Origin of the sequence: Streptomyces sp. ML-6, from assembly GCF_030116705.1 — a bacterium.
Lineage (GTDB): Bacteria > Actinomycetota > Actinomycetes > Streptomycetales > Streptomycetaceae > Streptomyces.
In genome coordinates, this window is sequence record NZ_JAOTIK010000001.1 from 3543828 (window position 1) to 3568581 (window position 24754).

At 71.6% G+C, this 24754-nt stretch carries 24 protein-coding genes; 9 read left to right on the forward strand and 15 right to left on the reverse strand.

Translation table 11 applies throughout. The features are described 5' to 3' along the window. The first annotated feature begins 443 nt into the window (after positions 1 to 443). A complete protein-coding gene (locus OCT49_RS15505; RefSeq protein WP_283852473.1) occupies positions 444 to 1247 on the forward strand; it encodes an SGNH/GDSL hydrolase family protein in 804 nt (267 codons plus the stop codon). A gap of 201 nt (positions 1248 to 1448) precedes the next feature. Here OCT49_RS15505 and OCT49_RS15510 read toward each other — a convergent pair whose 3' ends face one another. From OCT49_RS15510 to OCT49_RS15520, 3 genes are all read right to left on the reverse strand, one after another. Next, positions 1449 to 1838: a nuclear transport factor 2 family protein gene (locus OCT49_RS15510; protein ID WP_283852474.1), complete on the reverse strand. Its 390-nt coding sequence runs from the start codon at positions 1836 to 1838 to the stop codon at positions 1449 to 1451. A 51-nt stretch (positions 1839 to 1889) separates the two neighbouring features. Then, positions 1890 to 2726 (reverse strand): class I SAM-dependent methyltransferase, encoded by an 837-nt coding sequence (locus OCT49_RS15515; protein ID WP_283852475.1) that lies wholly within the window; start codon positions 2724 to 2726, stop codon positions 1890 to 1892. Positions 2727 to 3125: 399 nt separating this feature from the next. Then, the gene (locus tag OCT49_RS15520; RefSeq protein WP_283852476.1) at positions 3126 to 3272 is read right to left on the reverse strand and encodes a hypothetical protein; all 147 of its coding nucleotides are present in this window, start codon (positions 3270 to 3272) and stop codon (positions 3126 to 3128) included. Between the two features lie 81 nt (positions 3273 to 3353). Between OCT49_RS15520 and OCT49_RS15525 the strand changes: the two genes are divergently transcribed. Both OCT49_RS15525 and OCT49_RS15530 read left to right on the forward strand, forming a co-directional pair. Beyond that, positions 3354 to 3929, forward strand: a complete 576-nt coding sequence (locus tag OCT49_RS15525) for an IS607 family transposase (RefSeq protein ID WP_283852477.1) — start codon at positions 3354 to 3356, stop codon at positions 3927 to 3929. Continuing rightward, positions 3922 to 5550, forward strand: coding sequence for a transposase (locus OCT49_RS15530; protein ID WP_283852478.1), 1629 nt, complete (start codon positions 3922 to 3924; stop codon positions 5548 to 5550). The genes OCT49_RS15525 and OCT49_RS15530 overlap by 8 nt, the downstream gene beginning before the upstream one ends. Here OCT49_RS15530 and OCT49_RS15535 read toward each other — a convergent pair. Continuing rightward, complete coding sequence (locus OCT49_RS15535; protein WP_283852479.1) at positions 5547 to 5693, reverse strand: hypothetical protein; 147 nt, start codon at positions 5691 to 5693, stop codon at positions 5547 to 5549. The genes OCT49_RS15530 and OCT49_RS15535 overlap by 4 nt on opposite strands. A 153-nt stretch (positions 5694 to 5846) precedes the next feature. Between OCT49_RS15535 and OCT49_RS15540 the strand changes: the two genes are divergently transcribed. Both OCT49_RS15540 and OCT49_RS15545 read left to right on the forward strand, forming a co-directional pair. Beyond that, positions 5847 to 7760 (forward strand): prolyl oligopeptidase family serine peptidase, encoded by a 1914-nt coding sequence (locus OCT49_RS15540; protein WP_502963382.1) that lies wholly within the window; start codon positions 5847 to 5849, stop codon positions 7758 to 7760. An 80-nt stretch (positions 7761 to 7840) separates the two neighbouring features. Then, positions 7841 to 8734 carry an SURF1 family protein gene (locus tag OCT49_RS15545; RefSeq protein WP_283852480.1) on the forward strand — a complete coding sequence of 298 codons (894 nt, stop codon included), beginning with the start codon at positions 7841 to 7843 and terminating at the stop codon, positions 8732 to 8734. Positions 8735 to 8872: 138 nt separating this feature from the next. On the opposite strand, the gene OCT49_RS15550 is transcribed toward OCT49_RS15545, so the two are convergent. The 4 genes from OCT49_RS15550 to OCT49_RS15565 form a co-directional block, all read right to left on the reverse strand. Beyond that, on the reverse strand, positions 8873 to 10378 hold the full coding sequence (locus OCT49_RS15550) for a hypothetical protein (RefSeq protein WP_283852481.1): 1506 nt from the start codon (positions 10376 to 10378) through the stop codon (positions 8873 to 8875). 95 nt (positions 10379 to 10473) lie between these two features. After that, the gene (locus tag OCT49_RS15555) at positions 10474 to 11049 is read right to left on the reverse strand and encodes a SigE family RNA polymerase sigma factor (RefSeq protein ID WP_266417417.1); all 576 of its coding nucleotides are present in this window, start codon (positions 11047 to 11049) and stop codon (positions 10474 to 10476) included. Between the two features lie 359 nt (positions 11050 to 11408). Next, positions 11409 to 12473, reverse strand: a complete 1065-nt coding sequence (locus OCT49_RS15560; protein WP_283852483.1) for an aspartate-semialdehyde dehydrogenase — start codon at positions 12471 to 12473, stop codon at positions 11409 to 11411. After that, positions 12470 to 13741 carry an aspartate kinase gene (locus OCT49_RS15565; protein WP_283852484.1) on the reverse strand — a complete coding sequence of 424 codons (1272 nt, stop codon included), beginning with the start codon at positions 13739 to 13741 and terminating at the stop codon, positions 12470 to 12472. The genes OCT49_RS15560 and OCT49_RS15565 overlap by 4 nt, the downstream gene beginning before the upstream one ends. Positions 13742 to 13990: 249 nt before the next feature. On the opposite strand from OCT49_RS15565, the gene OCT49_RS15570 reads away from it, so the two are divergent. Then, entirely contained in the window at positions 13991 to 14302 is a 312-nt protein-coding gene (locus tag OCT49_RS15570; protein ID WP_283852485.1) for a hypothetical protein, read from the forward strand. Positions 14303 to 14377: 75 nt separating this feature from the next. On the opposite strand, the gene OCT49_RS15575 is transcribed toward OCT49_RS15570, so the two are convergent. The 4 genes from OCT49_RS15575 to OCT49_RS15590 all read right to left on the reverse strand — a co-directional run bounded on the left by OCT49_RS15575 (position 14378) and on the right by OCT49_RS15590 (position 18640). Further along, entirely contained in the window at positions 14378 to 16498 is a 2121-nt protein-coding gene (locus OCT49_RS15575; protein ID WP_283852486.1) for a LamG domain-containing protein, read from the reverse strand. Positions 16499 to 16654: 156 nt separating this feature from the next. Then, on the reverse strand, positions 16655 to 17314 hold the full coding sequence (locus tag OCT49_RS15580; protein ID WP_283852487.1) for a DUF5063 domain-containing protein: 660 nt from the start codon (positions 17312 to 17314) through the stop codon (positions 16655 to 16657). A gap of 137 nt (positions 17315 to 17451) precedes the next feature. Then, on the reverse strand, positions 17452 to 18051 hold the full coding sequence (recR, locus tag OCT49_RS15585) for a recombination mediator RecR (protein WP_283852488.1): 600 nt from the start codon (positions 18049 to 18051) through the stop codon (positions 17452 to 17454). Between the two features lie 253 nt (positions 18052 to 18304). Then, positions 18305 to 18640, reverse strand: coding sequence for a YbaB/EbfC family nucleoid-associated protein (locus OCT49_RS15590; protein ID WP_283852489.1), 336 nt, complete (start codon positions 18638 to 18640; stop codon positions 18305 to 18307). A 443-nt stretch (positions 18641 to 19083) separates the two neighbouring features. Here OCT49_RS15590 and OCT49_RS15595 point away from each other — a divergent pair, with 443 nt between their 5' ends. Then, positions 19084 to 19872 carry an SLATT domain-containing protein gene (locus tag OCT49_RS15595; protein WP_502963469.1) on the forward strand — a complete coding sequence of 263 codons (789 nt, stop codon included), beginning with the start codon at positions 19084 to 19086 and terminating at the stop codon, positions 19870 to 19872. A gap of 325 nt (positions 19873 to 20197) precedes the next feature. Here OCT49_RS15595 and OCT49_RS15600 read toward each other — a convergent pair whose 3' ends face one another. From OCT49_RS15600 to OCT49_RS15610, 3 genes are all read right to left on the reverse strand, one after another. Next, entirely contained in the window at positions 20198 to 20848 is a 651-nt protein-coding gene (locus OCT49_RS15600) for a putative DNA-mimic protein (protein ID WP_283852491.1), read from the reverse strand. Between the two features lie 153 nt (positions 20849 to 21001). Next, a complete protein-coding gene (locus tag OCT49_RS15605; RefSeq protein WP_283852492.1) occupies positions 21002 to 21814 on the reverse strand; it encodes a GntR family transcriptional regulator in 813 nt (270 codons plus the stop codon). Between the two features lie 200 nt (positions 21815 to 22014). Then, on the reverse strand, positions 22015 to 23379 hold the full coding sequence (locus tag OCT49_RS15610) for an aspartate aminotransferase family protein (protein ID WP_283852493.1): 1365 nt from the start codon (positions 23377 to 23379) through the stop codon (positions 22015 to 22017). A 243-nt stretch (positions 23380 to 23622) separates the two neighbouring features. On the opposite strand from OCT49_RS15610, the gene OCT49_RS15615 reads away from it, so the two are divergent. Continuing rightward, complete coding sequence (locus tag OCT49_RS15615; protein WP_283852494.1) at positions 23623 to 24228, forward strand: type 1 glutamine amidotransferase family protein; 606 nt, start codon at positions 23623 to 23625, stop codon at positions 24226 to 24228. Next, on the forward strand, positions 24225 to 24710 hold the full coding sequence (locus OCT49_RS15620) for a MarR family winged helix-turn-helix transcriptional regulator (RefSeq protein WP_283852495.1): 486 nt from the start codon (positions 24225 to 24227) through the stop codon (positions 24708 to 24710). Before OCT49_RS15615 ends, OCT49_RS15620 begins: the two co-directional genes overlap by 4 nt. Positions 24711 to 24754: the final 44 nt, after the last annotated feature.

The following is a 24754-nucleotide window of genomic DNA, read 5'->3' on the forward strand; positions in this document are numbered from 1 at the left end:
GCCCGCGCCCCGGTCCACACCCGACGGGCATCACTCCGCGTAACCTTCCGCGCCGCCCGCCCCCGCCGCCCCGCACCGTTTGCCACCATTCCGGACCGGGGCCCACAGCTCCCCGGCGGCCTTCCCGGCTCCTCGACGAGCCCTTCGCGAACTTCCCGCGAGCCACCGCGCCCGACGAAGCGCACCTCTGCCGCGCCGCCCGCGCATCGCTCGCGAGCCTTCCGCGCACCGCTCCCGCACGGCCCCAACGCATGGCCGAATAACGTCCATTCGGGCCGCCCCCGGAGGTTTATCTACGCGCGGAGCTCAGCCACCGAACGGCCATTGGGGCATATCAGACCAGTTTTTCCGCGACTATTACCGGCTGGTACCGACAGCTGCTAGAAACATGGCGCTCAACCCAACCCCCCATCCACCCCCCACACTTCGGAGGGCTGACAGCCATGTCGGTACGGAGATTCTGGGCGTCCGCATCCACCCTGGCGCTCGCCGCCGTGGCCGCCCTGGGCTTTGCCCAGCCGGCCTTCGCGAACTCGACGGCCGCGAGCGGTTACGTCGCTCTCGGTGACTCGTACTCGTCCGGTGTCGGGGCGGGAAGTTACCTGTCCGACAGCGGCGACTGCCGTCGCAGCACCAAGTCCTACCCCTACCTCTGGGCGGCTGCGAACTCGCCCTCCTCCTTTGCCTTCGTGGCCTGTTCGGGCGCCACGACCAGCTCGGTGGCCGGCACCCAGCTGGGGGCACTGAGCTCCTCCACCGGCCTGGTCAGCGTCACCGCGGGCGGCAACGACGTCGGCTTCGCCGATGTCATGCAGGCCTGTGTGCTGTCCGGCGAGGCCACCTGCCTCAGCAGGGTCGGCACGGCCGTCTCGCAGGCGCAGAACTCGCTTCCCTCCAAGCTGAGTTCGCTCTACACCTCCATCCGGTCACGGGCTCCCCAGGCCCATGTCGTGGTGCTCGGCTACCCGCGCTTCTACCAGCTGAGCGGCAGCTGCATCGCGGGTCTCTCCGAGAAGGAGCGGGCGGCGATAAACAACGCGTCCGACGTGCTGAACGGCGTCATCGCCAAGCAGGCGGCCAACGCCGGGTTCACGTTCTCCAGCGTGGTGGACGAGTTCAGCGGGCACGAACTGTGCTCCGGCAGCGCGTGGCTCCACAGTGTGACCCTCCCGGTCTACAACTCGTACCACCCCAAGGCCGCCGGCCAGTCCGGCGGTTACCTTCCGGCCTTCCGCTCGGCCGCGTAGGACGCGGACGACGAGGGTGCAGGGGCGGCGGGCCAAGGAATCACTTCCGAAGGCCCGCCGCACTCATGCACGTCCCGGCCGGGCACACCCCCCACCCCGGCCGGACCCTCCCCGCCCCGAACCAACCAGCCCCGAACCGGCCCGCCCCCGAACGGACCCGGCTTTCCCCCCGGCCGGTCCCGGACCCTTCGGCCCCCGGGCTCAGTACCGCTCCACCAAGTGCTCCCGGCCCGACGGGGGTTCGTACGCCTCGGGCCAGAAGTCCGTTATCCCGTTGATCCGCCCCGCCCCGTCGAACGTGAAGAAGTGGATGGCGTGCGACTCCTCGGCGCCGGTCGTCACCAGTGTCCGGGCGGCGGCCTGGTGCCCCTCGTGGTCGGCCACGATCCGCTCGACACGGACCTGCCAGTCCGCCGGGTACTCGCGGTTGAACTGCAGGTACCGCTCCTTGCCGCGGATCCGTTCCCGGGTCTGCGGGAGGTCGTACAGCACGTCGTCGGCCAGCGTGGCGGCGAAGGCGTCCCAGTCCCGTGAGTCGGCCGCACTCCAGTACGTCTCCACGGCGACACGCAGCTCGGCAGTCGTAGTCATGGGTTCGAGTCTGCACCCCACCACTGACAATCGCCCCGACCTGGCGTTTCCTCAGGAACCGGCCGGCTTCGACGCCTTGAGCGAGTACATCAGCGGGATGCGCGGCCGGCCCTCGGGGAACCGGTAGTAGCCGTCGTCCTGCCGCTCCAGCGCCTCGAAGCGGGAGACGAGCGAGACGTCGTGCTCGTTCAGGAAGTCGATCCGCAGCCCGGCGGCGGCCAGCGCCGACACCACCTCGCCGATCGGGTGCTGCCACTCGACGGTGCGGTTGTGGACGGTGGGCACGTCCCGGTCCGCGTACGTGCCCGGCGTGTCGTCCACCCACGCGTCGCGGGTGAAGTAGTCGTACTCGACCTTCGTGCCCGTGGCGTCGTCGAAGCAGTCCGTCACCGGGTGGAACTCCACGAGGTAGAGGAAGCCGCCGGGCGCCACGAGCGACGCGACGACCTCGGCCCAGCGCCGCATGTCCGGCAGCCAGTTCAGCGCGCCGATCCCGGTGTAGACGATGTCGTACGAGGTGTCGGGCACGGCTTCCGCGGCGTCGTGGACGTCCGCGACGACGAACGCCGCCCGGTCCTGGTCGAACCCGAGCTCGCGGGCCAGACCGCGCGCCGCCTCGACGGCCGGTTCGGAGAGGTCCAGGCCGACGACGGGCCCGGCACCGTGCCGCGCCCAGGAGAGGGTGTCGACCCCGATGTGGCACTGGAGGTGCAGCAGCGACTTCCCCTCGACGTCCCCGACCTCGACGGGTTCGAAGTCGCGCAGGGCGTCCTCCCCGGCGCGGAAGGCCGCGAGGTCGTAGTAGTCGCTGCCGACGTGGATCGGCACCCGCTCGTCCCAGAACGCGCGGTTCGCCTCGTGCCAGTCGTCAGGGGTGGGTGCATGCATGTCGGGCAGGTTATCCACAGGCTGGGGACGGAGCGAACGAATTATCGACGCCCGACGCAGATTGGGGGGCATGGCGGCCCACTCCTTGAGCTTGATAGGCAAAGGTGGTTCCTTCCTGCGCGGCGCAGTGAGCGCCGATGGGTCCCCGTCGAGGCAGGGGTCATGTGCTCCCTTCTGGTAGGCGTGCGCAGTCCGACTGGCCGAGGGCCGAAGGCGTACGGAGGTACAGCGGTACCCAGCGTGTCGGACTCCGTCACCACTCCCGGGGTTGCGATGATCCGCGCCACAGGGAAGCCGCAGGCAGGAAGCTGTGTGCGGCGCCCTGAGGCGGGAAGAGCCCCTGACCGAGGGGAAGGGCCTGGGCCGGGGGCTGCAAGGGTGTTCAGTGCGCGTCTGCGGTCATGCCACGCGCAGTGTGGAGACGAAGACGGATGCCGCTTCGGGGAAGGTCTCCACGGTCTTGGCTCTCACCTTGACCAGGGCCTCGGGGAGTTCGGCCGTCCCGTGCGCCGCGACGAGGGCCGCCCGCTGCTCCGCGTCCCGCACGGGAGTGGGGTCTGCACCTGCTGGTCCGCGAAGTCGGGTAAGTGAGCGTAACCATGTGTGAGTGAGTGTCGTTGTCGGGGTGTGAATCTGACGGAATGGGCGAAGACGCAGGGTGTGCATCCGCAGACCGCGTATCGCTGGTTCCGTGAGGGGGTGTTGCCGGTACCGGCTCAGCGGGTCGGACCGCGCACGATCCTGGTGAACATCGACGCGAACACTACGCCTGAGGCCATCGGTGGTCTGGGCCTGTATGCCCGTGTGTCCTCGCACGATCAGAAGACCGATCTGGAACGCCAGGTCGCGCGGCTGTCGGCGTGGGCGGTGAACGCCGGTCACCGGGTCGTTCGTGTCGAGGCGGAGATCGCTTCGGGGATGAACGGCTGCCGTTCGAAGGCCCGGCGTCTGCTGGCCGACCCGAACGTGACCACCGTGGTGGTGGAGCATGAGGACCGGCTCGGCCGGATGAACGTCGAGCTTGTCGAGGCCGCCTTGTCGGCGACGGGCCGTCGCCTGCTGGTGGTGGACGACGGCGAGGTCGCAGACGACCTGGTGCGGGACATGGTGGAGGTACTGACGTCGTTCTGCGCCCGTCTGTACGGGCGCAGGTCGGCGAGGAACCGTGCCCGCAAGGCACTGGAAGCGGCCGAACATGGCTGACCTCCGCCCGATCGCCGCGCCGTTCGTCGCTCTCGGCCCGTCCGGTGTGGCGGTGCGTACCCGGCTGGGGGACCTCACGCCCGCGGATGAGAAGGTTCTGCGCCTGGTGGGGGCGCACCTGGGCTCGCTCGCCTCGAAGGACCTCAAAGCGCGTTGCACCGACGGCTTGGAGCACTCCGCCGAGTCATGGGCGGTCCGTAAGCGGGACCTGACGGCCCAGTCGTCGTCCAGGTGGGCCGGGGCGATCACGAAGGCCACGCATGACCAGTGGGCGCTCGCCCGGCGCGGCCAGGCCGCGCACGTGCAGGGCCTCGAAGCCGGTATCGCGACGATCCGGCACCGGCTGTCGCTGCCGGTCGGCCGGAAGGGCACCAAGCAGACTCCGGGCGGCTACCGCTCCACGCACGAGTGGTTTAACAAAGCGCGCCGCCTGCACGTGCTGGAGGACCGGCTCGAGAAGGTTCGGGCCGGCCGGGAAGCGGGTCGGGTGCACGTCGTGCGTGGCGGTAACCGTCTGCTGGGCACCCGTCACAACCTCGACAGGGCGCAGCTCACCGCGTCCCAGTGGCGTGAGCGGGGGGAAGCGGGGCGCTGGTTCCTCAAGGCGGACGGCGAGTCGGGGAAAAGGTTCGGCAACGAGACGATCCGCATCACGCCCGAGGGCGAAGTGTCGATCAAGCTCCCGGCCCCGCTCGCCGACCTGGCGAACGCCCGGCACGGCCGGTACGTACTCGCTGCCAAGCTGCGGTTCCCTTACCGGGAGCAGGAGTGGGCCGACCGCGTGGAGGCCAACCGGGCCGTGGCCTACCGCATCCACTACGACACCGGGCGCGGCCGCTGGTACGTGGACGCCTCCTGGCAGATCCCACCCACCGCGACCATCCCACTCCAAGCCGCCCTCGCGGGCGGCGTGATCGGCGTGGACACCAACGCCGACCACCTCGCCGCATGGCGCCTGGACACCCACGGCAACCCGATCGGCCGGCCGCGCCGGTTCTTCTACGACCTGTCTCAAGGCGCCCAGCACCGCGACGCCCAGGTACGGCACGCCCTCACACGGCTGCTGAACTGGGCCAAAGCCTGCGGCGTCAAGGCCATCGCGGTCGAAGACCTCGACTTCCAGACCGAGAAGACCAGAGAGAAGCACGGGCGCAAGCGCCGATTCCGGCAACTCATCTCCGGCATGCCGACGGGCAAGCTCCGCGCCCGGCTGACCTCCATGGCCGACGCCACAGGCATCGCGATCATCGCCGTGGACCCGGCCTACACCAGCAAGTGGGGCGCCCAGCACTGGCAAAAGCCGATGGCCGGCCCCACCCGTAAGACCACCCGGCACGATGCAGCGAGCATCGCGATCGGACGACGCGCCCAGGGACACCCGATCCGGCGACGGACGACACCGCCCCGTGCACACCAGAGCGATGTGCACGGGCATCGGACCATCCAGGCCGACCGGTGTGCCCCTGGGCGTGAGGGACCCCGCCCCCGCATCCCCGGACCACGGACACGATCCGTGCCGCCGGACGCGGCGAGTACGCGGGCAACCAGGACATCCAAAACCGTTCGGGGTGTCCGCAGTGACCAGGTATGGGTCCAAGACTCACTCCTGCTCACTGATTAGGAACGGTTTGTCGTCCCGGATGTGTTGGTGTCGAGTGCCCAGCCGACTATGAGGCGCCCCTGTCCGGGCGTGTCGACCCAGTACTGGAGGTCGCGCTTCTGGGCTCCGATGGAGAGGGAGTTCTCGTCTTCCGTGCGGGTCACCGACTGTCGGCCACAGCCCACTACTCGAACGTTCGTTTGCATTACTTTGATCGCACCTCGTTCTGCACTAAAGCCGGAGCGAAGGGGAATCGCGTCGTAGAACCATCTGGTGATCCGTAAAACGACCCAGTGCTGATCGGGTTACATGGAGGCATGAGCGACGCAGAAGCCATGCCCGACTGGGAGAAGCGGTTCCGAGCCCCGCGCGTCTCCCTCCCCGACTGGGCGGAAGACGCCCCCGACCGTTCGTTGTTCGTGTCGAACGCGACCGGCACGTATGAGATCTACGCCTGGGACCGGGCGACCGGTCACCAGCGGCAGGTCACCGACAGGCCGGACGGCACCACGGACGGGGTGCTCTCCCCCGATGGTGAGTGGATCTGGTGGTTCGACGACGGCATGGGTTCCTCCGTTCCAGACTTGCCGTCGTATGGGGACGAGTTCGGGGTGTGGATGCGCCGTCCGTTCCACGGCGGGGAGGCCGGGTCGGGCGACGAACCGGCGGTGCCCGGCCTCGCCCCCTCGTACCCGGCGGGGCTCGCGCTCGGGCGGGACGGCACGGCGGTGATCGGCCGCTCGACCGACGAGGAGGGGACGACGGTCCACGTCGTGCGTCCCGGGGCCGCCCCCGTGGAGATCTACCGCCACCACGAGTCGGCGGGCGTCGGCGATCTCAGCCACGACGGGACGCTGATCGCCCTGGAGCACACCGAGCACGGCGACGCGATGCACTCCGCGCTGCGCGTGGTGCGGCCGGACGGCACGACGGTCGCCGAGCTGGACGACACCGAGGGCGGCACCAAGGAGCTGGGCCTGTCCGTGCTGGGCTTCGCCCCCGTGGCCGGGGACACCAGACTGCTGGTCGGGCACCAGCGGCGGGGCCGCTGGGAGCCGATGATCTGGGATCCGACGACGGGCGAGGAGACGGACCTCGTGCTCGGCCTGCCCGGCGACGTGAGCGCCGAGTGGTATCCGGACGCCTCCGCGCTGCTGGTCGCGCACGGCTTCGAGGCCCGCAACGACCTGTGGCGGTACGAGCCGGGCGCGGACGCCCCCGTCCGGCTGGAGACCCCGGCGGGTTCGGTGTCGGGCGCCACGGCCCGGCCCGACGGCACGGTGGAGTACCTGTGGTCCTCGGCCGCGCAGCCGCCCGTCATCAGGTCCACCTCGGGGGCCGTGGTGCTCGACCCGCCCGGTCCGAAGGCCCCGGCCTCGGTGCCGGTGGAGGACGTGTGGGTGGACGGGCCCGGCGGCCGTGTCCACGCGCTCGTCCAGCGGCCCGCCGCCCCGGCCGAGGGCCCGTTCCCGACGGTCTTCGAGATCCACGGCGGCCCGACCTGGCACGACAGCGACGCCTTCGCCTCCGGCCCCGCCGCCTGGGTGGACCACGGCTACGCGGTCGTCCGGGTCAACTACCGCGGTTCCACCGGATACGGCCGCGCCTGGACGGACGCGCTCAAGCACCGGGTGGGCCTGATCGAGCTGGAGGACATCGCGGCGGTCCGGGAGTGGGCGGTGAAGTCCGGCCTCTCCGACCCGGAGAAGCTGGTCCTGGCCGGGGGCTCCTGGGGCGGCTACCTGACCCTGCTCGGGCTCGGCACGCAGCCGGACGACTGGGCGCTGGGCCTGGCGGCGGTGCCCGTGGCCGACTACGTCACGGCGTACCACGACGAGATGGAGGACCTGAAGGCGATGGACCGCACGCTGCTGGGCGGCACGCCGGAGGAGGTGCCCGAGCGCTTCGCGGCCTCGTCCCCGCTGACGTACATCGACGAGGTCCGGGCCCCCGTCTACATCTCGGCGGGCGTCAACGACCCGCGCTGCCCGATCCGCCAGATCGAGAACTACGTGGACCGGCTGAAGGAGCGGAACGCGGTGCACGAGGTGTACCGGTACGACGCGGGGCACGGCTCGCTCGTCGTGGAGGAGCGCATCAAGCAGGTCCGTCTGGAGCTGGACTTCGCCCGCCGCCACCTGACCCCGCAGCCGGCCGCTCAGTCCGTCCCGCAGCCGGCCCCTCAGTCCGCCTCGCAGCCGACCTCGCAGCCGATTCCGTCCGGCGAGTAGGGGACTTCGCGCGGCGCGGGCGGCCCGCCGGGCGGCCCCCCGCGCCGGGCCGCCGGAGCGGGGGGCCGTACCGTGGAGGGGTGTACCGGTTCCTGCTGACCCCGCGATGGTGGGGGATCAACCTCTTCGTCGTGCTGGCCATCCCGTTCTGCCTGGTCATGGGCACCTGGCAGCTCGGCCGCTTCGAGGACCGCGTGCAGACGCACGACGCCGCCACGGAGCAGCCCGCCCCCGGCACGAGGGCCGCCGAGCCGCTCGACGACCTCCTGCCCGTCGACAAGGTGACCTCCGGCCGCCCCGCCACCGCCACCGGCCGGTACGCCGACCAGTTCCTGGTGCCCGGGCGGGAGCTGGACGACAAGAGCGGCTTCTACGTCCTGAACATGCTTCGCACGGACACCGGCAAGGCCCTGCCGGTGGTACGGGGCTGGCTGCCCGGCGAGCCCGGCACCACCCCCGTGCCCGCCGCGCCGACCGGCAGGGTCACGGTGACCGGCGACCTCCAGGCGTCCGAGAACGCCGGCACGGCGGGGGCCCACACGCGGGGCGGGCTCCCCGACGGGCAGCTGGGCATCATCAGCGCCGCGTCGCTGATCAACCTCGTCCCGTACGACGTCTACGACGCCTGGGTGACGGTCCAGGACACGGGCTCCGGCACGGGTGACGGGGCGGGCGGCGCGCTGCGCCCCGTCCCGGCCGCCGCCGCGCAGGGCACCGGGCTCGACCTGAAGGCGTTCCAGAACCTCGGTTACACCGGTGAGTGGTTCGTCTTCGCCGGCTTCGTGCTCTTCATGTGGTTCCGCCTGGTCCGCCGCGAGGCCGAGGCCGCGCGCGACCTGCGCCTGGGCCTCGTCCCGGAGGACGGGGCCGCCACCAGTACCGACACCGCCCCTGCCGCCGACACCGACGGCAGCGGCGGGAAGAAGGGCGAGGACGAGGGCGCCAGTCCCGCCGTGGGCAGCGGGGCCGTCTGAGACCTGAGTCGCCCCGGTCCCGGGGCGGCCCGTCCGGTACCGCCCCGGCCCCGGACGTACACATGCGCGGGAGACGGGTGAGGGCCCGCCGGATCGGTCCGGCGGGCCCTCACCCGTCTCGTCCGCGCCGCGTGCGCGTCACGTCGTGGGGGCCAGTACCCCGGTCCGGTAGATCGTGCCCGAGCAGGCGTTGGGGATCGTCGCCGCCGCGACCGGTGCCCCGGCCTCCGGCGTGTGCATCACGGAGACGCTGCCGTCCTGGATGCCGCCGTCCTCGCCGAGGAGCTGGGCGTCCATGTCCGTCGTCCCCTCGCCGCTGCCGACACCGGAGACCGTGGAACCGCCCCCGCTGCCCCCGCTGCCGCCGCCCTCCGTCGGAGTCGGGCTCGGCGAGCCCCCGGCGGTCGGGCAGGTCTCCTTCGGCACCCAGGCGAACTTCACCTCGTACGCCATGGACGGCTTCAGCAACACCGCCCGCTGCTCCTGCGAGGGGTCGGGCAGCCCGGGTGCCGCGTCGCCCGCGGTGTGGTGGACGACCATGATCCTGGTCTCGTCGGCCGCGCCCATCGTCTGGAAGCCCACGCTGCCCCCGTTGTTCACCGCGCACTCCGTGCCGGAGACGTTGGCGATGCGGAAGGTTCCGTAGACCGTGCCGTCGGCCCCGGGCGCGCCGGTCTCGGCCGAGGCGACCCCGAGCTGACCCGGTCCGCAGGCCGCCATGGCGGCCACCTCGGTCCGGTCCGGGTCGGCGGTGCCGCCCGTCAGGTCGCCGTCCTCGCCCCGGCCCCGGCTGTCGGAGGGGCTGCTGGTGCTCTCGGGGTGGTCCGGGTCGCCGTCGGTCCGCCCGTCGGCGTGGCCGCCGCTGTCCTTGCCCGCGTGCTCCGAACCGGCCCCGGTGCCGTTGCCGCCCTGCGCCTGCTCGCCGTGCCCGGCTATCGCGGGGTTGGCCGCGCTCGAACCGTCGGAGTTCGCGACGTGGACGAAGGCGGGCACCGCGGTGCCGATGAGCAGCGCCGCCGCGGCCAGCCCGACGACGGCCTGCCGTCGCTTGGCACGCCGGACGGGAACCGCGCGCTGCAACCGGTCGAGCGTGCCGTCACGGGGCTCGATGTTCCGGACGGCGCCGTGCAGCATGCGGCGCAGCGCGACCTCGTCGAGATCCGCGTCACCGCCGTTCAGCCCGTCGCTGCTCAATCCGTCGCCGTTCAGCCCGTCGCCGTTCAGGGCGCTGCCCGCACCGGAATCCGGGCCGAAGAGGCTGCTCAGACTGCCGAAGCCAACCGTCCCGACCGACCCCGCCGCCCCTGCGCCGCCGGATGCCTCGGATGACTTGGACGCCTCGGATGCCTCGGCCACACCGGACGCACCCGCCACATCCGCAGCCGCAGCCCCTCCCGCTTCCGACGCCCCGGCCTCTCCACCGGCTACGCCGCCCACGGCCTTCCCGCTGTCGGTGTCGTTCGCGCCGTCCGCGCCGTTCCCGGCCTTCCCGCCATCCGCACCATCCGCACCGTCCGCGCCGTCCCCGGCGTTCTCGGCTTCGGCCCCGGGGGCCTCGGCTTCGGCGGCCTCCGCCGAGCCGGCCGGGTCGGCGTCCGCGTCCCGGTTCGCAGGCAGGGCGTTCTCCGCCCCGTCGTGGTTCACAATCCCGTTTCCAGTCCGGTCAGTCCGATGCTCACGCCCGGCGCCGTCGCGCTGTTCACGCCCCGGCCCGTTCTCGTACGTGCGGTCGCGCCGGCTCATCCCTGCGCCTCCATCACGACGCGCAGCGCCGCGATCCCCCGGGAGCCGTAGGCCTTGACCGAGCCCAGGGATATCCCCAGCGTCTCGGCCACCTGTACCTCCGTCATGTCCGCGAAGTAGCGCAGCACCAGCACTTCCCGCTGCCGCCGCTGGAGCCCCCGCATCGCCTTGATCAGCGCGTCCCGCTCCAGCTGGTCGTACGCGCCCTCCTCGGCGCTCGCCATGTCCGGCATCGGCTTGGAGAGCAGCTTCAGCCCGAGGATGCGGCGGCGCAGCGCGGAACGCGAGAGGTTGACCACCGTCTGGCGCAGGTACGCGAGCGTCTTCTCGGGGTCCCGCACCCGGTTGCGCGCCGAGTGGACGCGGATGAACGCCTCCTGCACCACGTCCTCGCACGAGGCCGTGTCGTCCAGGAGCAGCGCCGCGAGCCCGAGCAGCGACCGGTAGTGGGCGCGATAGGTCTCGGTGAGGTGGTCGACCGTGGTTCCGGCAGCCACGCCTTCCTCAGCGCCCTCGCGCTGCGAGGGCAACCGCGCGGGACGTGCGGCGGGCATGGGCGCGATCACCGGCATGCCGCCGGGCGCGCGGGGCCGTCGGAGGGGGCGCACCGAAGCGCCCCGCAAGGGACCCACCACTGTGATGTCGAGAACCTCTGCCACGCCAGTTGGACACGTTTCCCCCCGTCAGGGTTGTACGCGCGCGCCACCGCGTTCGGCGCTGTGCGACATGCCCTCATACGTACCTGCTCTTCCCCAAGTGCCCCGAATGAGCGCCCCGCCGCGCCGAAGGTGACGGCATAGACGCGCATTCCCCGGCCGGTGGTTGCAGCAGGCCGGACGGTCATCGTCGGATACCCCGGCACCCCATCTCAAGATGTTCAGACCTTCAACTTACTCACAGGCTATTCACAGAAACCACAAAACGGGTTCGATCAGACACGGGGGAACTCCGCGGCCACCGACTCGGCGATCTGGGCCACGTTCAGCGCGGCTCCCTTGCGGAGGTTGTCGCCGCAGACGAACAGTTCCAGGCACCGGGGATCGTCCATCGACCTGCGCACTCGTCCGACCCAGGTGGGATCGGTACCGACGACGTCGGACGGCGTCGGGAAGTCCCCCGCCGCCGGGTTGTCGTACAGCACCACGCCCGGCGCCGTCGCCAGGATCTCGTGGGCCCGGTCGACCTCGACCTCGCTCTCGAACCTGGCGTGGACGGACATCGAGTGCGTCGCGACGACGGGTACGTACACACAGGTCGCCGCCACCCGGAGGGTCGGCAGGTCCAGGATCTTGCGGCACTCCTCGCGGATCGCCAGTTCCTCCGACGACCAGCCGTCCCCTGCCCCGGTGCCCGCCCAGGGCACCACGTTGAGGGCCACCGGGGCGGCGAAGGGGCCGTTTCCCGCGTCGCCCAGCGCCCGGCGCACGTCCCCGGGCCTCGTGCCCAGTTCCGTACCCGCGACCGTCGCCAGCTGCTCGCGCAACGTGGCGACGCCGTCGCGTCCCGCCGCGCTCACCGCCTGGTACGAGGAGACGATCAGCTCCCGCACCCCGAACTCGGCGTGCAGCGCGCCGATCGCGACGATCAGCGAGAGCGTGGTGCAGTTCGGGCTCGCGACGATGCCGCGCGGCCTGATCCGTACGGCGTGCGGGTTGACCTCGGGCACGACCAGCGGGACGTCGGAGGCCATCCGGAAGGCGGCGGAGTCGTCGACGACGACCGCGCCCTTGGCGGCGGCGATCGGCGCCCACCGCTCGGCGACGTCGCCCGGCACCAGGAACAGCGCCACGTCCACACCGTCGAAGACGTCCTCGGAGAGTTCGAGGACCTCGCTCTCCTCGCCGCGCACGACCAGCTTGCGACCGGCCGAGCGCGGCGAGGCGATCAGCTTCACCTCGCCCCAGACGTCCGCGTGCTGCGAAAGGATCTGGAGCATGACGCCGCCGGCCGCCCCGGTCGCCCCGACGACCGCGAGCGAAGGGCGGCGCGCGGTCATCGGCCGGTGCCTCCGTAGACGACGGCCTCGTCGGAGTCGCTGTCCAGGCCGAAGGCGGTGTGCACGGCGCGCACGGCCTCGGTGACGTCGTCGGCACGGGTGACCACCGAGATGCGGATCTCGGACGTCGAGATCAGCTCGATGTTCACGCCGGCGTCCGACAGCGCCTCGAAGAAGCCCGCCGTGACCCCCGGGTTGGTCTTCATGCCGGCGCCGACCAGGGAGATCTTCGCGATCTGGTCGTCGTAGCGCAGCGACTCGAAACCGATGCCGCCGCGGTTGCGCTCCAGGGCGTCGATGGCCTTGCGGCCCTCGGCCTTGGGCAGCGTGAACGAGATGTCGGTCAGACCGGTCGACGCGGCGGAGACGTTCTGCACCACCATGTCGATGTTGATCTCCGCGTTCGCGATCGTGCGGAAGATCGCGGCGGCCTCGCCCGGCTTGTCCGGCACGCCGACGACGGTGATCTTGGCCTCGGAGACGTCATGGGCGACTCCGGAGATGATCGCGTGCTCCACCTTCTGGTCCCCTTGCGGTTCGTTGCTGACCCAGGTTCCGCGCAGTCCGGAGAAGGAGGAGCGGACGTGGATCGGGATGTTGTAGCGGCGTGCGTACTCCACGCACCGGTGCAGCAGCACCTTGGAGCCGGACGCGGCCAGCTCCAGCATGTCCTCGAAGGAGATCCAGTCGATCTTCCGGGCCTTCTTCACGACCCGCGGGTCGGCGGTGAAGACCCCGTCCACATCGGTGTAGATCTCGCAGACCTCGGCGTCCAGCGCGGCGGCGAGCGCGACCGCGGTGGTGTCGGATCCGCCCCGGCCGAGGGTGGTGATGTCCTTCTTGTCCTGGGACACGCCCTGGAACCCCGCGACGATCGCGATGTTCCCCTCGTCCAGCGCCGTACGGATACGGCCCGGCGTCACATCGATGATGCGCGCCTTGTTGTGGACCGAGTCGGTGATGACGCCCGCCTGGCTGCCGGTGAACGACTGGGCCTCGTGGCCCAGGTTTTTGATCGCCATCGCCAGCAGGGCCATGGAGATCCGCTCTCCGGCGGTCAGCAGCATGTCGAACTCACGCCCCGCGGGTATCGGCGATACCTGCTCGGCGAGATCGATCAACTCGTCCGTCGTGTCGCCCATCGCGGACACCACGACAACCACCTGGTTGCCGCTCTTCTTGGCATCGACGATTCGCTTGGCGACGCGCTTGATGCCCTCGGCATCGGCTACGGAGGAGCCTCCGTACTTCTGCACGACAAGGCCCACGTGCGCTCCTCGCTCAGTCCGTTACTGCGGTCGGCTCAGTTTAACGAGCAGCCCGAAAACGCCCCGTCCTTACCACATGGTGAGATGTCCCGCTCAACACGTGATCTTCGGCATTTCGTTCCGGGCCGCTCGCACAGGGTCTGTTGCCCGCCGATCGGGCCCGCACTCCCCATGTGTCCCAGCCCACACGCCCGGCGGGCCGGATCCCGGATCCGGCGGCCCCGCACCTCTAGCGTGGACCGGAACCCCATGATCCGCTCTTCGGAGGCCCCCACCGTGCGCAATCCGCTCCGCGCGCTTCCCGTGCTCCTGGCCCTGGCCGCCCTCCCCCTGACCGCGTCCCCCGCCCACGCGGGCGGCACCTGCACCGCCACCCGCCCCGACGCCCCGATCTACGCGGGCGCCAACCCCTGGACCGAGATCGTCGGTTACCTGGACCCGGGCATTCCGGTGAACGCCACCCGCCAGGGCGCGGACGAGCTGTGGCGCGTCTCGCGCACCGACGACGGCGCGCCCCTGGGCTTCATGCGCGCGGGCGACCTGCGGTGCGACGGGGGGTGAGGACGGCGTCGGCAGCCAGGGTGGGGACCGCACCCGACCGGCCCCCACCCCCGCGGGCATCCCCGCCGGACGTCCCTACCTCAGCATGGCGACCTCGGCGGCCGTGAGCGCACCGGAGAAGGCCCGGACCTGGTCGACGGCGCCGTGCAGGTACTCGCCCCATCCCTCGGCCGTACGCCCCCGGCCGACCTGGAGGCCGCCACTGCTCGTCCAGCCGTCACGGAACTCGGCGGTGCCCGCCGTCTCGGCGTAGCCGTCCACGTAGAGCGTGATCCGGTTCATCGCGTCGTCGTGGACGACGGCGATGCGGTGCCCCGCGCCGAAACCGCCGTCCGGCTCCGTGTACTGGGCGACCACCGTCTCGGCGGCCCCCGGCTCGTCCGCGTGGGACATCACCAGTTCCCAGCTGCGGGTCGACGGCCGGTAACGCACCTTGAAGGCGTCGCCGTGCGCCCCTCCCTGGGAGAGGACGGTCATGAGGCGGGCCGGCTCCTGGTCGGCCAGCCGCACGGTCGCGCTCACGCTGAAGCTGCCACCGGTGTCCACGACCGGATTCTCCGTGGCCGCGTGTCCGGAGACCCCGTCCAGCAGCAGATGTCCCTCGCCCTCGAGCGGCCAGTCCCCGGGATCGCAGTCGGGGTCCAGCGGGTCGCAGGGCTCGTCGAACCGGCGGACCGAGGCGCCCGGACCGAGCTTCAGCGGCTGCCCGCCGTTCGACTCCGCGCTGACGCCCCCGGGGGCCGTCTCCAGTCCCCAGTGGCCCAGCAGCTGCGCCTTCCGGGCTGCGAGTTCCGCGACCTCGGCCGGCACCACCACCCGGTCATGGACCCGCACGTCACCGACCTCGCCCTGCCAGCGGTCCCGGTATCCGGCCGCGCCCTGCGCCCGGCCGATCTGGAAGTCTCCGTCCCCCGAGGCCGGGGTCACGGGCTGTTCCTCGCCCACGGCCCTGCCGTTGACGTACAGCCGGGCCGTGCCCGTCCGGGCGTCGTACCGGCCGAGCACATGCGCCCACTGCCCCGCCTCGGGCTCACCACCGGTCAGCCGCGTGCCGCCGAGGCCGAACGACCAGACGGGCTTGCCGTCGGCCTGCCCCAGCCCCAGCGTGAACGCCGGCCCCTGCCCGGTGTCCTGGCTGACGACGGTCCGCGTGCCGTCCACCGCGGTCGGCCGTACCCAGGCGCCCACCGAGAACGTCCGGTCCGTCGCGACAATCGTGGTGTCCGGCGTCACGAAGCCGTGCCCCGTGCCGTCCAGCGCCACCGTGGACGTCACGTCCGTACCGGACGGAGCGGCCGCGCCGAACGTGGCCCCGGCGCCGACGCGGGCCGCTGGGCCGGCCTCGGCGGCTGCGGTTCGTGAGCCGGCCGCGTCGGCCAGCTTCCAGTGCGCGGCCGGCGCCCGCCCGGAACCCACCCGGAACTGGTAGTTCACCGGTGCGCTGCCGTTGCCCGCGCGGTCGAACGCCTGGACCTCCAGGGTGTGCAGCCCCGGCGACTCCGGAAGGTAGTCGATGTCGGCAGCGCCGTCCGGCCCGGATGCCGGGACGGTCAGCTGTCGACCGCCCCCGAAGATGTAACGGTAGAAAACGACGTCGTCGGACGGCGAATCGAGATGGAAGGTCCCGTGGACACCGACCCCGTCCGTCCATGCGTCGTTGTCCGGGTAGTCGTCCGACGACACCACGGGCTGCTCGGGTGCTTCCCTGTCGTACACGAACTCGCAGGCCGTGCCCGACCCGTCGGAGCTCCAGGGCGAGACCTTTCCCCCGCTGAGGGCACGCACATGCCACGAGACCACGGTGTCGGTCGGGATCGCGATCTCCTCGGGCAGATGCCAGGAGAACCCCGAGCCCTGGGGCTTGGCGAGTGTGGTCAACTGCCGCCGCTCGATGCCACCGTCGGCCGCCCACCACAGCTCGAACTCGGCCACGATCGAAGGCGCGTCCGGCTGTCCGCCGTGCCCCGGGTCCGACAGCACGGCACGCAACGGCGGCAGGGTGCGGACATACGCCTTGGCCTCCCCCGCCCCACACGCCCGGCCGCCGGTCTCCAGCCCCGAGGCCCACGACTCGTCCGGAGTCGGATCGGCAACCGCGACCGTCACCCCCTGCGCCGCCAGCATGGCCGCTGTGACCAGCGACAACGCCCCGAGCCGCGCCGTTCTTCGACGGCCCGCACCACTGACTTCACGCATGCGTCCCTCCCCATTACCGTCTGTGAGTGCCACAGATCATCGGGAGGCTAGCAACGCGCGCCCTCAACGGCACGGCAGTTTCGCGCGGGTGGCGGGAAGGCCCCGCTGTCGGATCGGGGTTGCCGGATCGGCCCCGGCGGATCCAGCGGCGCGCCGCTACTGCACCGGGCGCAGTCCCAGGGGGCCCGCGATCTCCTCGGCCATCACGCGGCCCGCCTCCTCGGCGAGGTCGTCGTCGAGGGTCTCCGAGTCCGTGTCCAGGCCGTCCAGCTCCTGGAGGGGCTGGTTGAGGCGGATGTGGGCGATCAGGGACTGGAGGGCGCGCAGGGCGGCGGAGGCGGTGGAGCCCCAGTTGGAGAAGTAGGAGAACTGCCACCACCACAGGGCCTCGGTCGTGCGGTCCTCCTCGTAGTGGGCCAGACCGTGGCGCAGGTCGGTGATCAGGTCGGCCAGGTCGTCGGAGATCCGGGCCGGGACGGGGGCCTTGCGGGGCTCGTACGGGTCGAAGACCTCGGAGTAGACGTCGATCGGCTCCAGCAGGGTGGCGAACCGCTCGCGCAGCCGGTCCGCGTCCGGTTCCGCGCCGAGGTCCGGCTCGTAGCGCTCGTCGGGGACGATGTCCTCGTACGCGCCCAGCCGGCCGCCGGCCAGCAGGAGCTGGGAGACCTGGAGCAGCAGGACGGGGACGGCCTCCTCGGGCTCCTCGACCTTGGACACCTCGGTGACCGCGACGATGAACGTCTTGATCTGGTCGGCGATCTGGACGGCGAAGTCGTCCGGGTCCTGCGTGACGGAGTTCAGCGTGGCGTCAGACATCGAGGGGACCTCCCGTGGGCACGGTCGCGAACGGTGAGAAGAACATATCGGCGCTGAACGTAAAGCCGTCGTGAGTCGCGGGAATGGTCATCGACCGAACACCGGACGACATGAAGGCGTCACACATCGGGCGCATGTCACACATCGAGCAGCCGCCTCCCCTCGAAGGCGCGGCCCAGGGTCACCTCGTCCGCGTACTCCAGGTCGCCGCCCACCGGCAGACCGCTGGCCAGCCTGGTGACGCGGAGGCCCATCGGCTTGACCATCCGCGCCAGGTACGTGGCGGTGGCCTCGCCCTCCAGGTTGGGGTCGGTCGCCAGGATCAGCTCCGTGATCGAGCCGTCGGCGAGCCGGGCGAGCAGTTCCCGGATGCGCAGGTCGTCCGGGCCGACGCCCTCGATCGGGCTGATCGCGCCGCCCAGGACGTGGTACCGGCCGCGGAACTCACGGGTCCGCTCGATCGCGACGACGTCCTTCGGCTCCTCGACCACGCAGATCACCGACGGGTCCCGGCGGGTGTCGCGGCAGATGTTGCACTGCTCCTGCTGGGCGACGTTGCCGCAGACCGTGCAGAACCGCACCTTGTCCTTGACCTCCAGGAGGGCATGGGCGAGGCGACGCACATCGGTCGGTTCGGCCTGCAGGACGTGGAAGGCGATCCGCTGGGCGCTCTTGGGACCGACACCGGGCAGCCTGCCCAGTTCGTCGATGAGGTCCTGAACCACGCCTTCGTACAACGGGAACGCCTTCCTTTCCGGCCCTGCTTCTGTTCTGTCGTTCTCTTCGGTCGTTCTGTTCTGTTGTTTTGTTCTGTTGTTCTGCTCTGTTGTACCGCCCGGGGGCCGGGTGTTCTGCCCTTCCGCCCGGGGCCGGGTGTTCTGTTGTTCCGCCCGGGGCCGGGTGTTCTGTTGTTCCGCCCGGGGCCGGGTGTTCTGTTGTTCCGCCCGGGGCCGGGTGTTCTGTTGTTCCGCCCGGGGCCGGGACCGGGCGTCAGAAGGGGAGGCCGGGCATGCCGCCCAGGCCCTGGGCGAGCGGGCCCAGCTTCTGCTGCTGGAGCTGCTGCGCGTTCTCGTTCGCCGCCTGGACCGCGGCGACGACGAGGTCCGCGAGCGTCTCGGTGTCCTCCGGGTCGACGGCCTTCGGGTCGATCACCAGGTTGCGGAGCTCGCCGGAACCGGTCACGGTCGCCTTCACGAGACCGCCACCCGCCTGGCCCTCGACCTCGGTCCCGGCCAGTTCCTCCTGGGCCGCGGCGAGGTCCTGCTGCATCTTCTGAGCCTGCTGCAGCAGCTGCTGCATGTTGGGCTGACCACCACCGGGAATCACGGTTGCTCCTGGCAATTCGACGACAAAATGTTTCGGTACGCCGAGCCTACGTGGTCACCGGGCAGTGCGCCCCACCCACTGGCGAGCAACTCTTTCGAGTGAGTTTCAGGCAACGCCAGAAAGAGTCCTATACCTGATCACAGGCCCCGCGCACCCGGGAATACCGGGATTTCTACCCCATGGCCCACCATTCGGCGGTAGGAAGAGCATGCACATCGGTACGTACGAGTACACGGATCGTCACGCAAGGTTACGTATTCGGGGCGTCCGGTCACTCCGCAGAGCGGCAGGCGTGCCGCACGGCGGCCCCGCACCACCCGCAGCACCCACGAGCCCCGCCGTCGGAACGCACCGCCGTCGGAACGACCACCGCCGGAACGCACCGCCGCACATCAGGCGCCGCCCCGCAGAACACAGAGGAGTACCCGGTGAGCCAGCCGGAGATGCAGCCCGAGGGGCCGTCCCGCAAGGAGCCCGGTCCGGCCGGCTCGGGCTCCGGCGCGCACGACCGGGCCGCCCGGGAGGCCCTGGACCCCCGGGACGCCCGGGGCAGGGATCTGACCGGTACGCCGTTTCCGCTCGGTGACTGGGGCGAACCCGCCGACCGCCTCGACGAGCTGTACCGCTGGGTCGAGGCCGACGCGTTGCGCACCGCCGACTGGTATCTGAACGACCGGGTGTGGAAGCGGCGCGGGGCCCGGGCACTGCGGATCGGCACCGCGCTCGGGGCGGTCGCGGGCGCCGCGCTGCCGCTGCTCGATCTGACCGGGGCGCTGGCCGGGGCGGCGGGCTGGGGCTACCTGTCGTTGCTGCTGGGCGCGGCGTGCATGGCGTGCGACCGGTACTTCGGCCTGACCTCGGGCTGGATAAGGAATCTCGCCACCGCCCAGGCCGTGCAACGGCGCCTCCAGGTGCTGCAGTTCGACTGGGCGTCGGAGTGCGTGCGGGAAGTGCTCGGCCCGGCGGAGGGTACGGCCAGCGAGGCGGCCGAGCGGTGCCTCGGGGTACTGCGGCGGTTCTCGGAGGACGTCACGGATCTGGTGCGCACCGAGACCGCGGACTGGATGGTGGAGTTCCGCTCCGGGCCCGCCCCGATGGGGATGCAGGCGCTCGCCTCGGTGGCCGGTAACGGCGGGCGCGCGGATCAGGGCGTGCTGCCGGGGCGGTTCCCGTTACAGACAATGGCCCGGCCGAACATGCCGCGCCAACGGCCCCCGGAGTCCCCCCGCTAGGGTCTTTCGTTCGGATCGGATCGGGCCGGGGCCCGGTCCGGTCAGGTTCAGTCCGGTTCCGTCCGGTTCCGTCCGGTTCCGTCCGGTCCGGTGCGGTGCGGTCCGGTCCGGTGCGGTCCGGTCCGGTGCGGTCCGATGCGGTCCGGTCCGGTGCGGTCCGATGCGGTCCGGTCCGGTGCGGTCCGATGCGGTGCGGTCCGGTTCGATGCGCGCCTCGGCCCCGACCCGTTCCCGGACCGGGGCCATGCGGCGCACGGGGCGAGACGCGGGGCGCACGACCCGAGGCCACGACGCACGGCGTGCTCCCGGAGTCGCCCCGCGCGCTCTAGCTGAAGATGATCATCGAGCCCTGGGCGAGGCTGCGGGTGGCCGCCGCGTGCAGGCCCAGCCAGACGTGCCGCTCGCGGGCGAACGGACTGGTGTCGTACGGCACCGGGTCCGCCCGTTCCTCCAGGGCGGTCGGCGCGATCGGCGGCAGCGGGGCGGCCGGCGGGTTCGCCGGGTCGATGCCGATCGACGGGGCCATGTACTGGAGTTCCCGCAGCAGGCCGTGCGAGGAGCCGAGCGGCCCGCCGCCCTGGAGCAGGTCGTCGTTGGAGAGCGGGGTGGCGAAGTCCAGCGGGACGTACGCCCCGGCGTGGTCGTAGTGCCAGACCAGGTGGGACTGCTGGGCCGTCGCCTCGAACATCTCCAGCAACTGCTCGTAGTCCCCGCCCAGTTCGTCGACCGGCGTGACCGCGAGGCCGCTGAGCTGGAGCAGGTAGGCGCGGCGCAGGAAGTGCAGGGCCTCGTAGTCGAATCCCGCGACCGGGGCGACGTCGCCCGTGAGGCCCGGCATGTAGGCGTACACCGGTACGGGCGGCAGTCCCGCCTCGCCCAACGCCTTGTCGTAGACGGCTATCTCTTCGGCGAACGGGTTGTCGGGGCTGTGGCACAGCACGTCGACGAGGGGGACCAGCCACAGGTCACAAGCCACGAAGTCTCGCTCTCCCACGGGTGCACATCGGAATGTTCGGGATGGTCGGGACAGCGTAATGCGAGGGGCGCGTCGCGCACAGTGGCCCCTCGCCCGGGGAACATGCCCGGCCCCTCGCCCCGGGGTGTGTCCCCGTGCGTGACCGGCCCGTCGTCAGGGGCGCGGCGGGGCCGGTTTGCCGGACGGTCCGCCGCCCGACCCGTCGCCCGGTCCATCACCCGGCCCGTCGCCCGGCTCGTGCGCGGCCGGGGACGCGGCTTGGCCGGGGTGTTCGAGTTCCCCGGCCGCGAGCCGGTCCGCCCAGGTCAGGGCGTGCGTGCTGTAGTCGTCCATCACCGCGCGCACCCCTTCGCGGTCCCCGGCGGTGATCGCCGCGACCAGGTCCTGGTGCCGGTTCCAGAGCCAGTCCCTGGCCCGTGCGTCGTGGCGCAGGTACGGCACCGCGAACACCCAGGCCTGGACGCGCAGCCGGTGCAGGAAGTCGTTGATGTACGGGTTGCCCGCGATCGCGCCCAGTTCGCGCCAGAACCGCAGGTCGTACCCGATGAGGATGTCGAGGTCGCCGCTCAGCGCCGCCCGCGCCGCCTCCTGGGCCCGGCGGCGCACGGAGACGACGCAGTCCCGGTACGCCGCCATGTGCGCCGCCGAGGGCCTCGGGGCGAAGAAGATGTCGCGGATGACGCCGTCGATGACCAGGGTCCGGGCCTCGACCATCGACCGGTAGTCGGCGACGCTGAACTCGCGCACCCGGAAGCCCCGGTGCTGGTCCGACTCCAGCAGCCCCTGCGCGGAGAGGTCGAAGAGCGCCTCGCGCACCGGCGTCGCCGAAACGCCGTACTGTTCGGCGATCTGCTTGACGGTGAATTCCCGTCCCTGTCGCAGACGTCCGGCGAGCACCTCGTCACTCAGCGCGTCCGCGATCTGTTGCCGCAGCGTACTGCGGGTCACAGCTCCGCTCGCGCCCATGGCGCCCCTCCCCGTTCTTCGGCTCCGGTCACCTTAAGCCAGGCTCGCCGTGCCCGGATCCGGGCAGCGGATCCGGGCGGGGGAGGGGCGCCGCGCCACGCTGCGGAGCCCCGTGCCACACGGAGGGCGCCGCGCCACGCGGAGGAGCGGCACACCGCACGGAGGGGCGGCGCCCCGCTACCGGGCCGCGCGCACCCCGGTCACACCGTGTGTTCGTCGGCCACCGACAGCGCCGCGTCGAGGGCCGCGAGCCCTTCCCGGGCCTCGGCCTCGGTGATGTTGCAGGCAGGAACCGCGTGCGTGCGGTTCATGTTGACGAAGGGCCACAGGCCGTTCTTCTTCGCCGCCGCGCCGAAGGCCGCCATCGGCGCGTTGGCCTCGCCCGTGGCGTTGTACGGGACGAGCGGTTCGCGGGTCTCCTTGTTGCGCACCAGGTCCAGCGCCCAGAACGCGCCGAGACCGCGCACCTCGCCGACCGACGGGTGGTTCTCGGCGAGTTCGCGCAGGCCGGGGCCGAGGACCGTCTCGCCGATGCGGGCGGCGTTCTCGATGACTTTCTCGTCCTCCATCACGTGGATGGTGGCGACGGCCGCCGCGCAGGCCAGCGGGTGGCCGGAGTAGGTCAGTCCGCCCGGGTAGGGGCGGGTGTCGAAGGTCGCGGCGATCTCGGCCGAGATGGCGACCCCGCCGAGCGGCACGTAACCGGAGTTGACGCCCTTGGCGAAGGTCATCAGGTCCGGCACCACGTCGAAGTGGTCGGCGGCGAACCACGTGCCGGTACGGCCGAATCCGGCCATCACCTCGTCGAGGATGAAGACGATGCCGTACCGGTCGCAGATCTCGCGCACGCCCGCGAGGTAGCCGGGCGGCGGCGTCATGATGCCCGCCGTGCCGGGGATGGTCTCCAGGATGATCGCGGCGACGTTGGCGACGCCCTCGAAGGCGAGGGTGTCCTCCAGGTGCTGGAGCGCGCGGGCGCACTCCTCGGCCTCGTTCTCGGCGTGGAACGGCGAGCGGTAGAGGAACGGCGCCCAGAAGCGGACGACGCCCGCCGAGCCGTTGTCGGACGGCCAGCGGCGCGGGTCGCCGGTCAGGTTGATCGCGGTGGAGGTGGCGCCGTGGTACGAGCGGTAGACGGAGAGCACCTTCGTGCGGCCGGTGTGCAGCCGGGCCATGCGGACGGCGTTCTCGACGGCCTCGGCACCGCCGTTGGTGAAGAAGATCTTGTCCAGGTCGCCGGGGGTGCGCTCGGCGATGAGGCGGGCGGCCTCGGACCGCGCCTCGATCGCGAACGCGGGGGCGAAGGTGGCGAGCTTGCCCGCCTGCTCCTGGATCGCGGCGACGACGGTGGGGTGCTGGTAGCCGATGTTGGTGTAGACGAGGCCGCTGGTGAAGTCGAGGTAGCGGTTGCCGTCGTAGTCCCAGAAGTACGACCCCTCGGCGCCGGCGACGGCGAGCGGGTCGATCAGGCCCTGGGCGGACCAGGAGTGGAACACGTGCGCACGGTCGGCGGCCTTCACGGCCGCGCCGGCGGCGGGGTCGACATGAGGGGCATGAGGGGTCATGCGGCGAGCGTAGGTCGCGCGGGGAGCGGCCGGACATGGCCACCTTGTATGACGTGGGGCCCTCCCGGGTCGGCAGGGTGTCGGGGGTCCGACGGCACGTTGCTCGGCACCTTGCCGACGCGCCGCCCCTCGCATCATCCAACCATTTGACAGCACGCTGTCGAACCGACAGCATGCTGTCATCGCATCGCGACGGCCGGCACCGGGTCCGCGCCGCCGGGGCGTCCCGCCGGAGGAGGCGTCATGAACGACATCCGAAAGTCCGTGCACCTGGCCGTGTACGACACCCTTGCCGACTGGGAGACGGGGCACACCACCGTCCATCTCGCCCGGGCGGGCTTCACCGTGCGGACGGTCGGCCCCACCACCGACCCCGTCACCACCCTGGGCGGAATGCGCGTCCTGCCCGATCTCGCGCTCGCGGACCTGCGCCCCGAGGACAGCGCGCTCCTGGTGCTTCCCGGCGCCGACCTCTGGGACTCCGGCGACGCACTCGCCCCCTTCGCCCGCGCGGCGCGCGGCTTCCTGGACGCCGGGGTGCCGGTCGCCGCGATCTGCGGGGCGACGGCGGGCCTGGCCCGCGAGGGCCTGCTCGACGACCGCGCGCACACGAGCGCGGTCTCCTTCTACCTCGCGGCCACGGGGTACGCGGGGGGTGAGCGGTACGTCGAGGCGGACGCGGTGACCGACGGCGACCTCATCACGGCCGGCCCGACCGAGCCCGTCGCGTTCGCCCGCGAGGTCTTCGCGCGGCTCGGCGTGTACGAGGGCGAGAAGCTCGACGCCTGGTACCGGCTGTTCCACGACTCGGACGCGGCCGCCTACGAGACCCTGAACGCCGCCTCATGAGCCGGGAGCCGACGGACCGGAAGCCCTCGCCCCAGGCCCCCTCGCCCCAGGAACTGCTGAGCCGTACCGCGCTCGGCGTCTTCCGGCTGAACGGCCAGTTCCTCACGGTCTCCGAGCAGTTGGCCGGGCCCGCCGGACTCACCGCCTCCTGGTGGCAGGTCCTCGGGGCCGTGCTCCGCGAGCCCCTGCCCGTCTCCGGGATCGCCCGCGCCATGGGCATCACCCGGCAGAGCGTGCAGCGCGTCGCCGATCTGCTGGTCGGCAAGGGCCTCGCCGAGTACGTGCCCAACCCCGCCCACCGCCGCGCCAAGCTGCTGCGCCCCACCGACGAGGGGCGCGCCGCGGTCCGGCGCATCGACCCCGGCCACGCCGACCTCGCCGCCCGGCTCGCCGCCGAGCTGGGCGAGGAACGGTTCGCGGAGACCGTACGGGTACTGGAACGACTGTCCGCCGCCATGGAAACCCTTGCCGACGAACCGTAGAGCGCCCCGCCCGGCGGGAACCGGACCCGTGCCGGACGCACTTC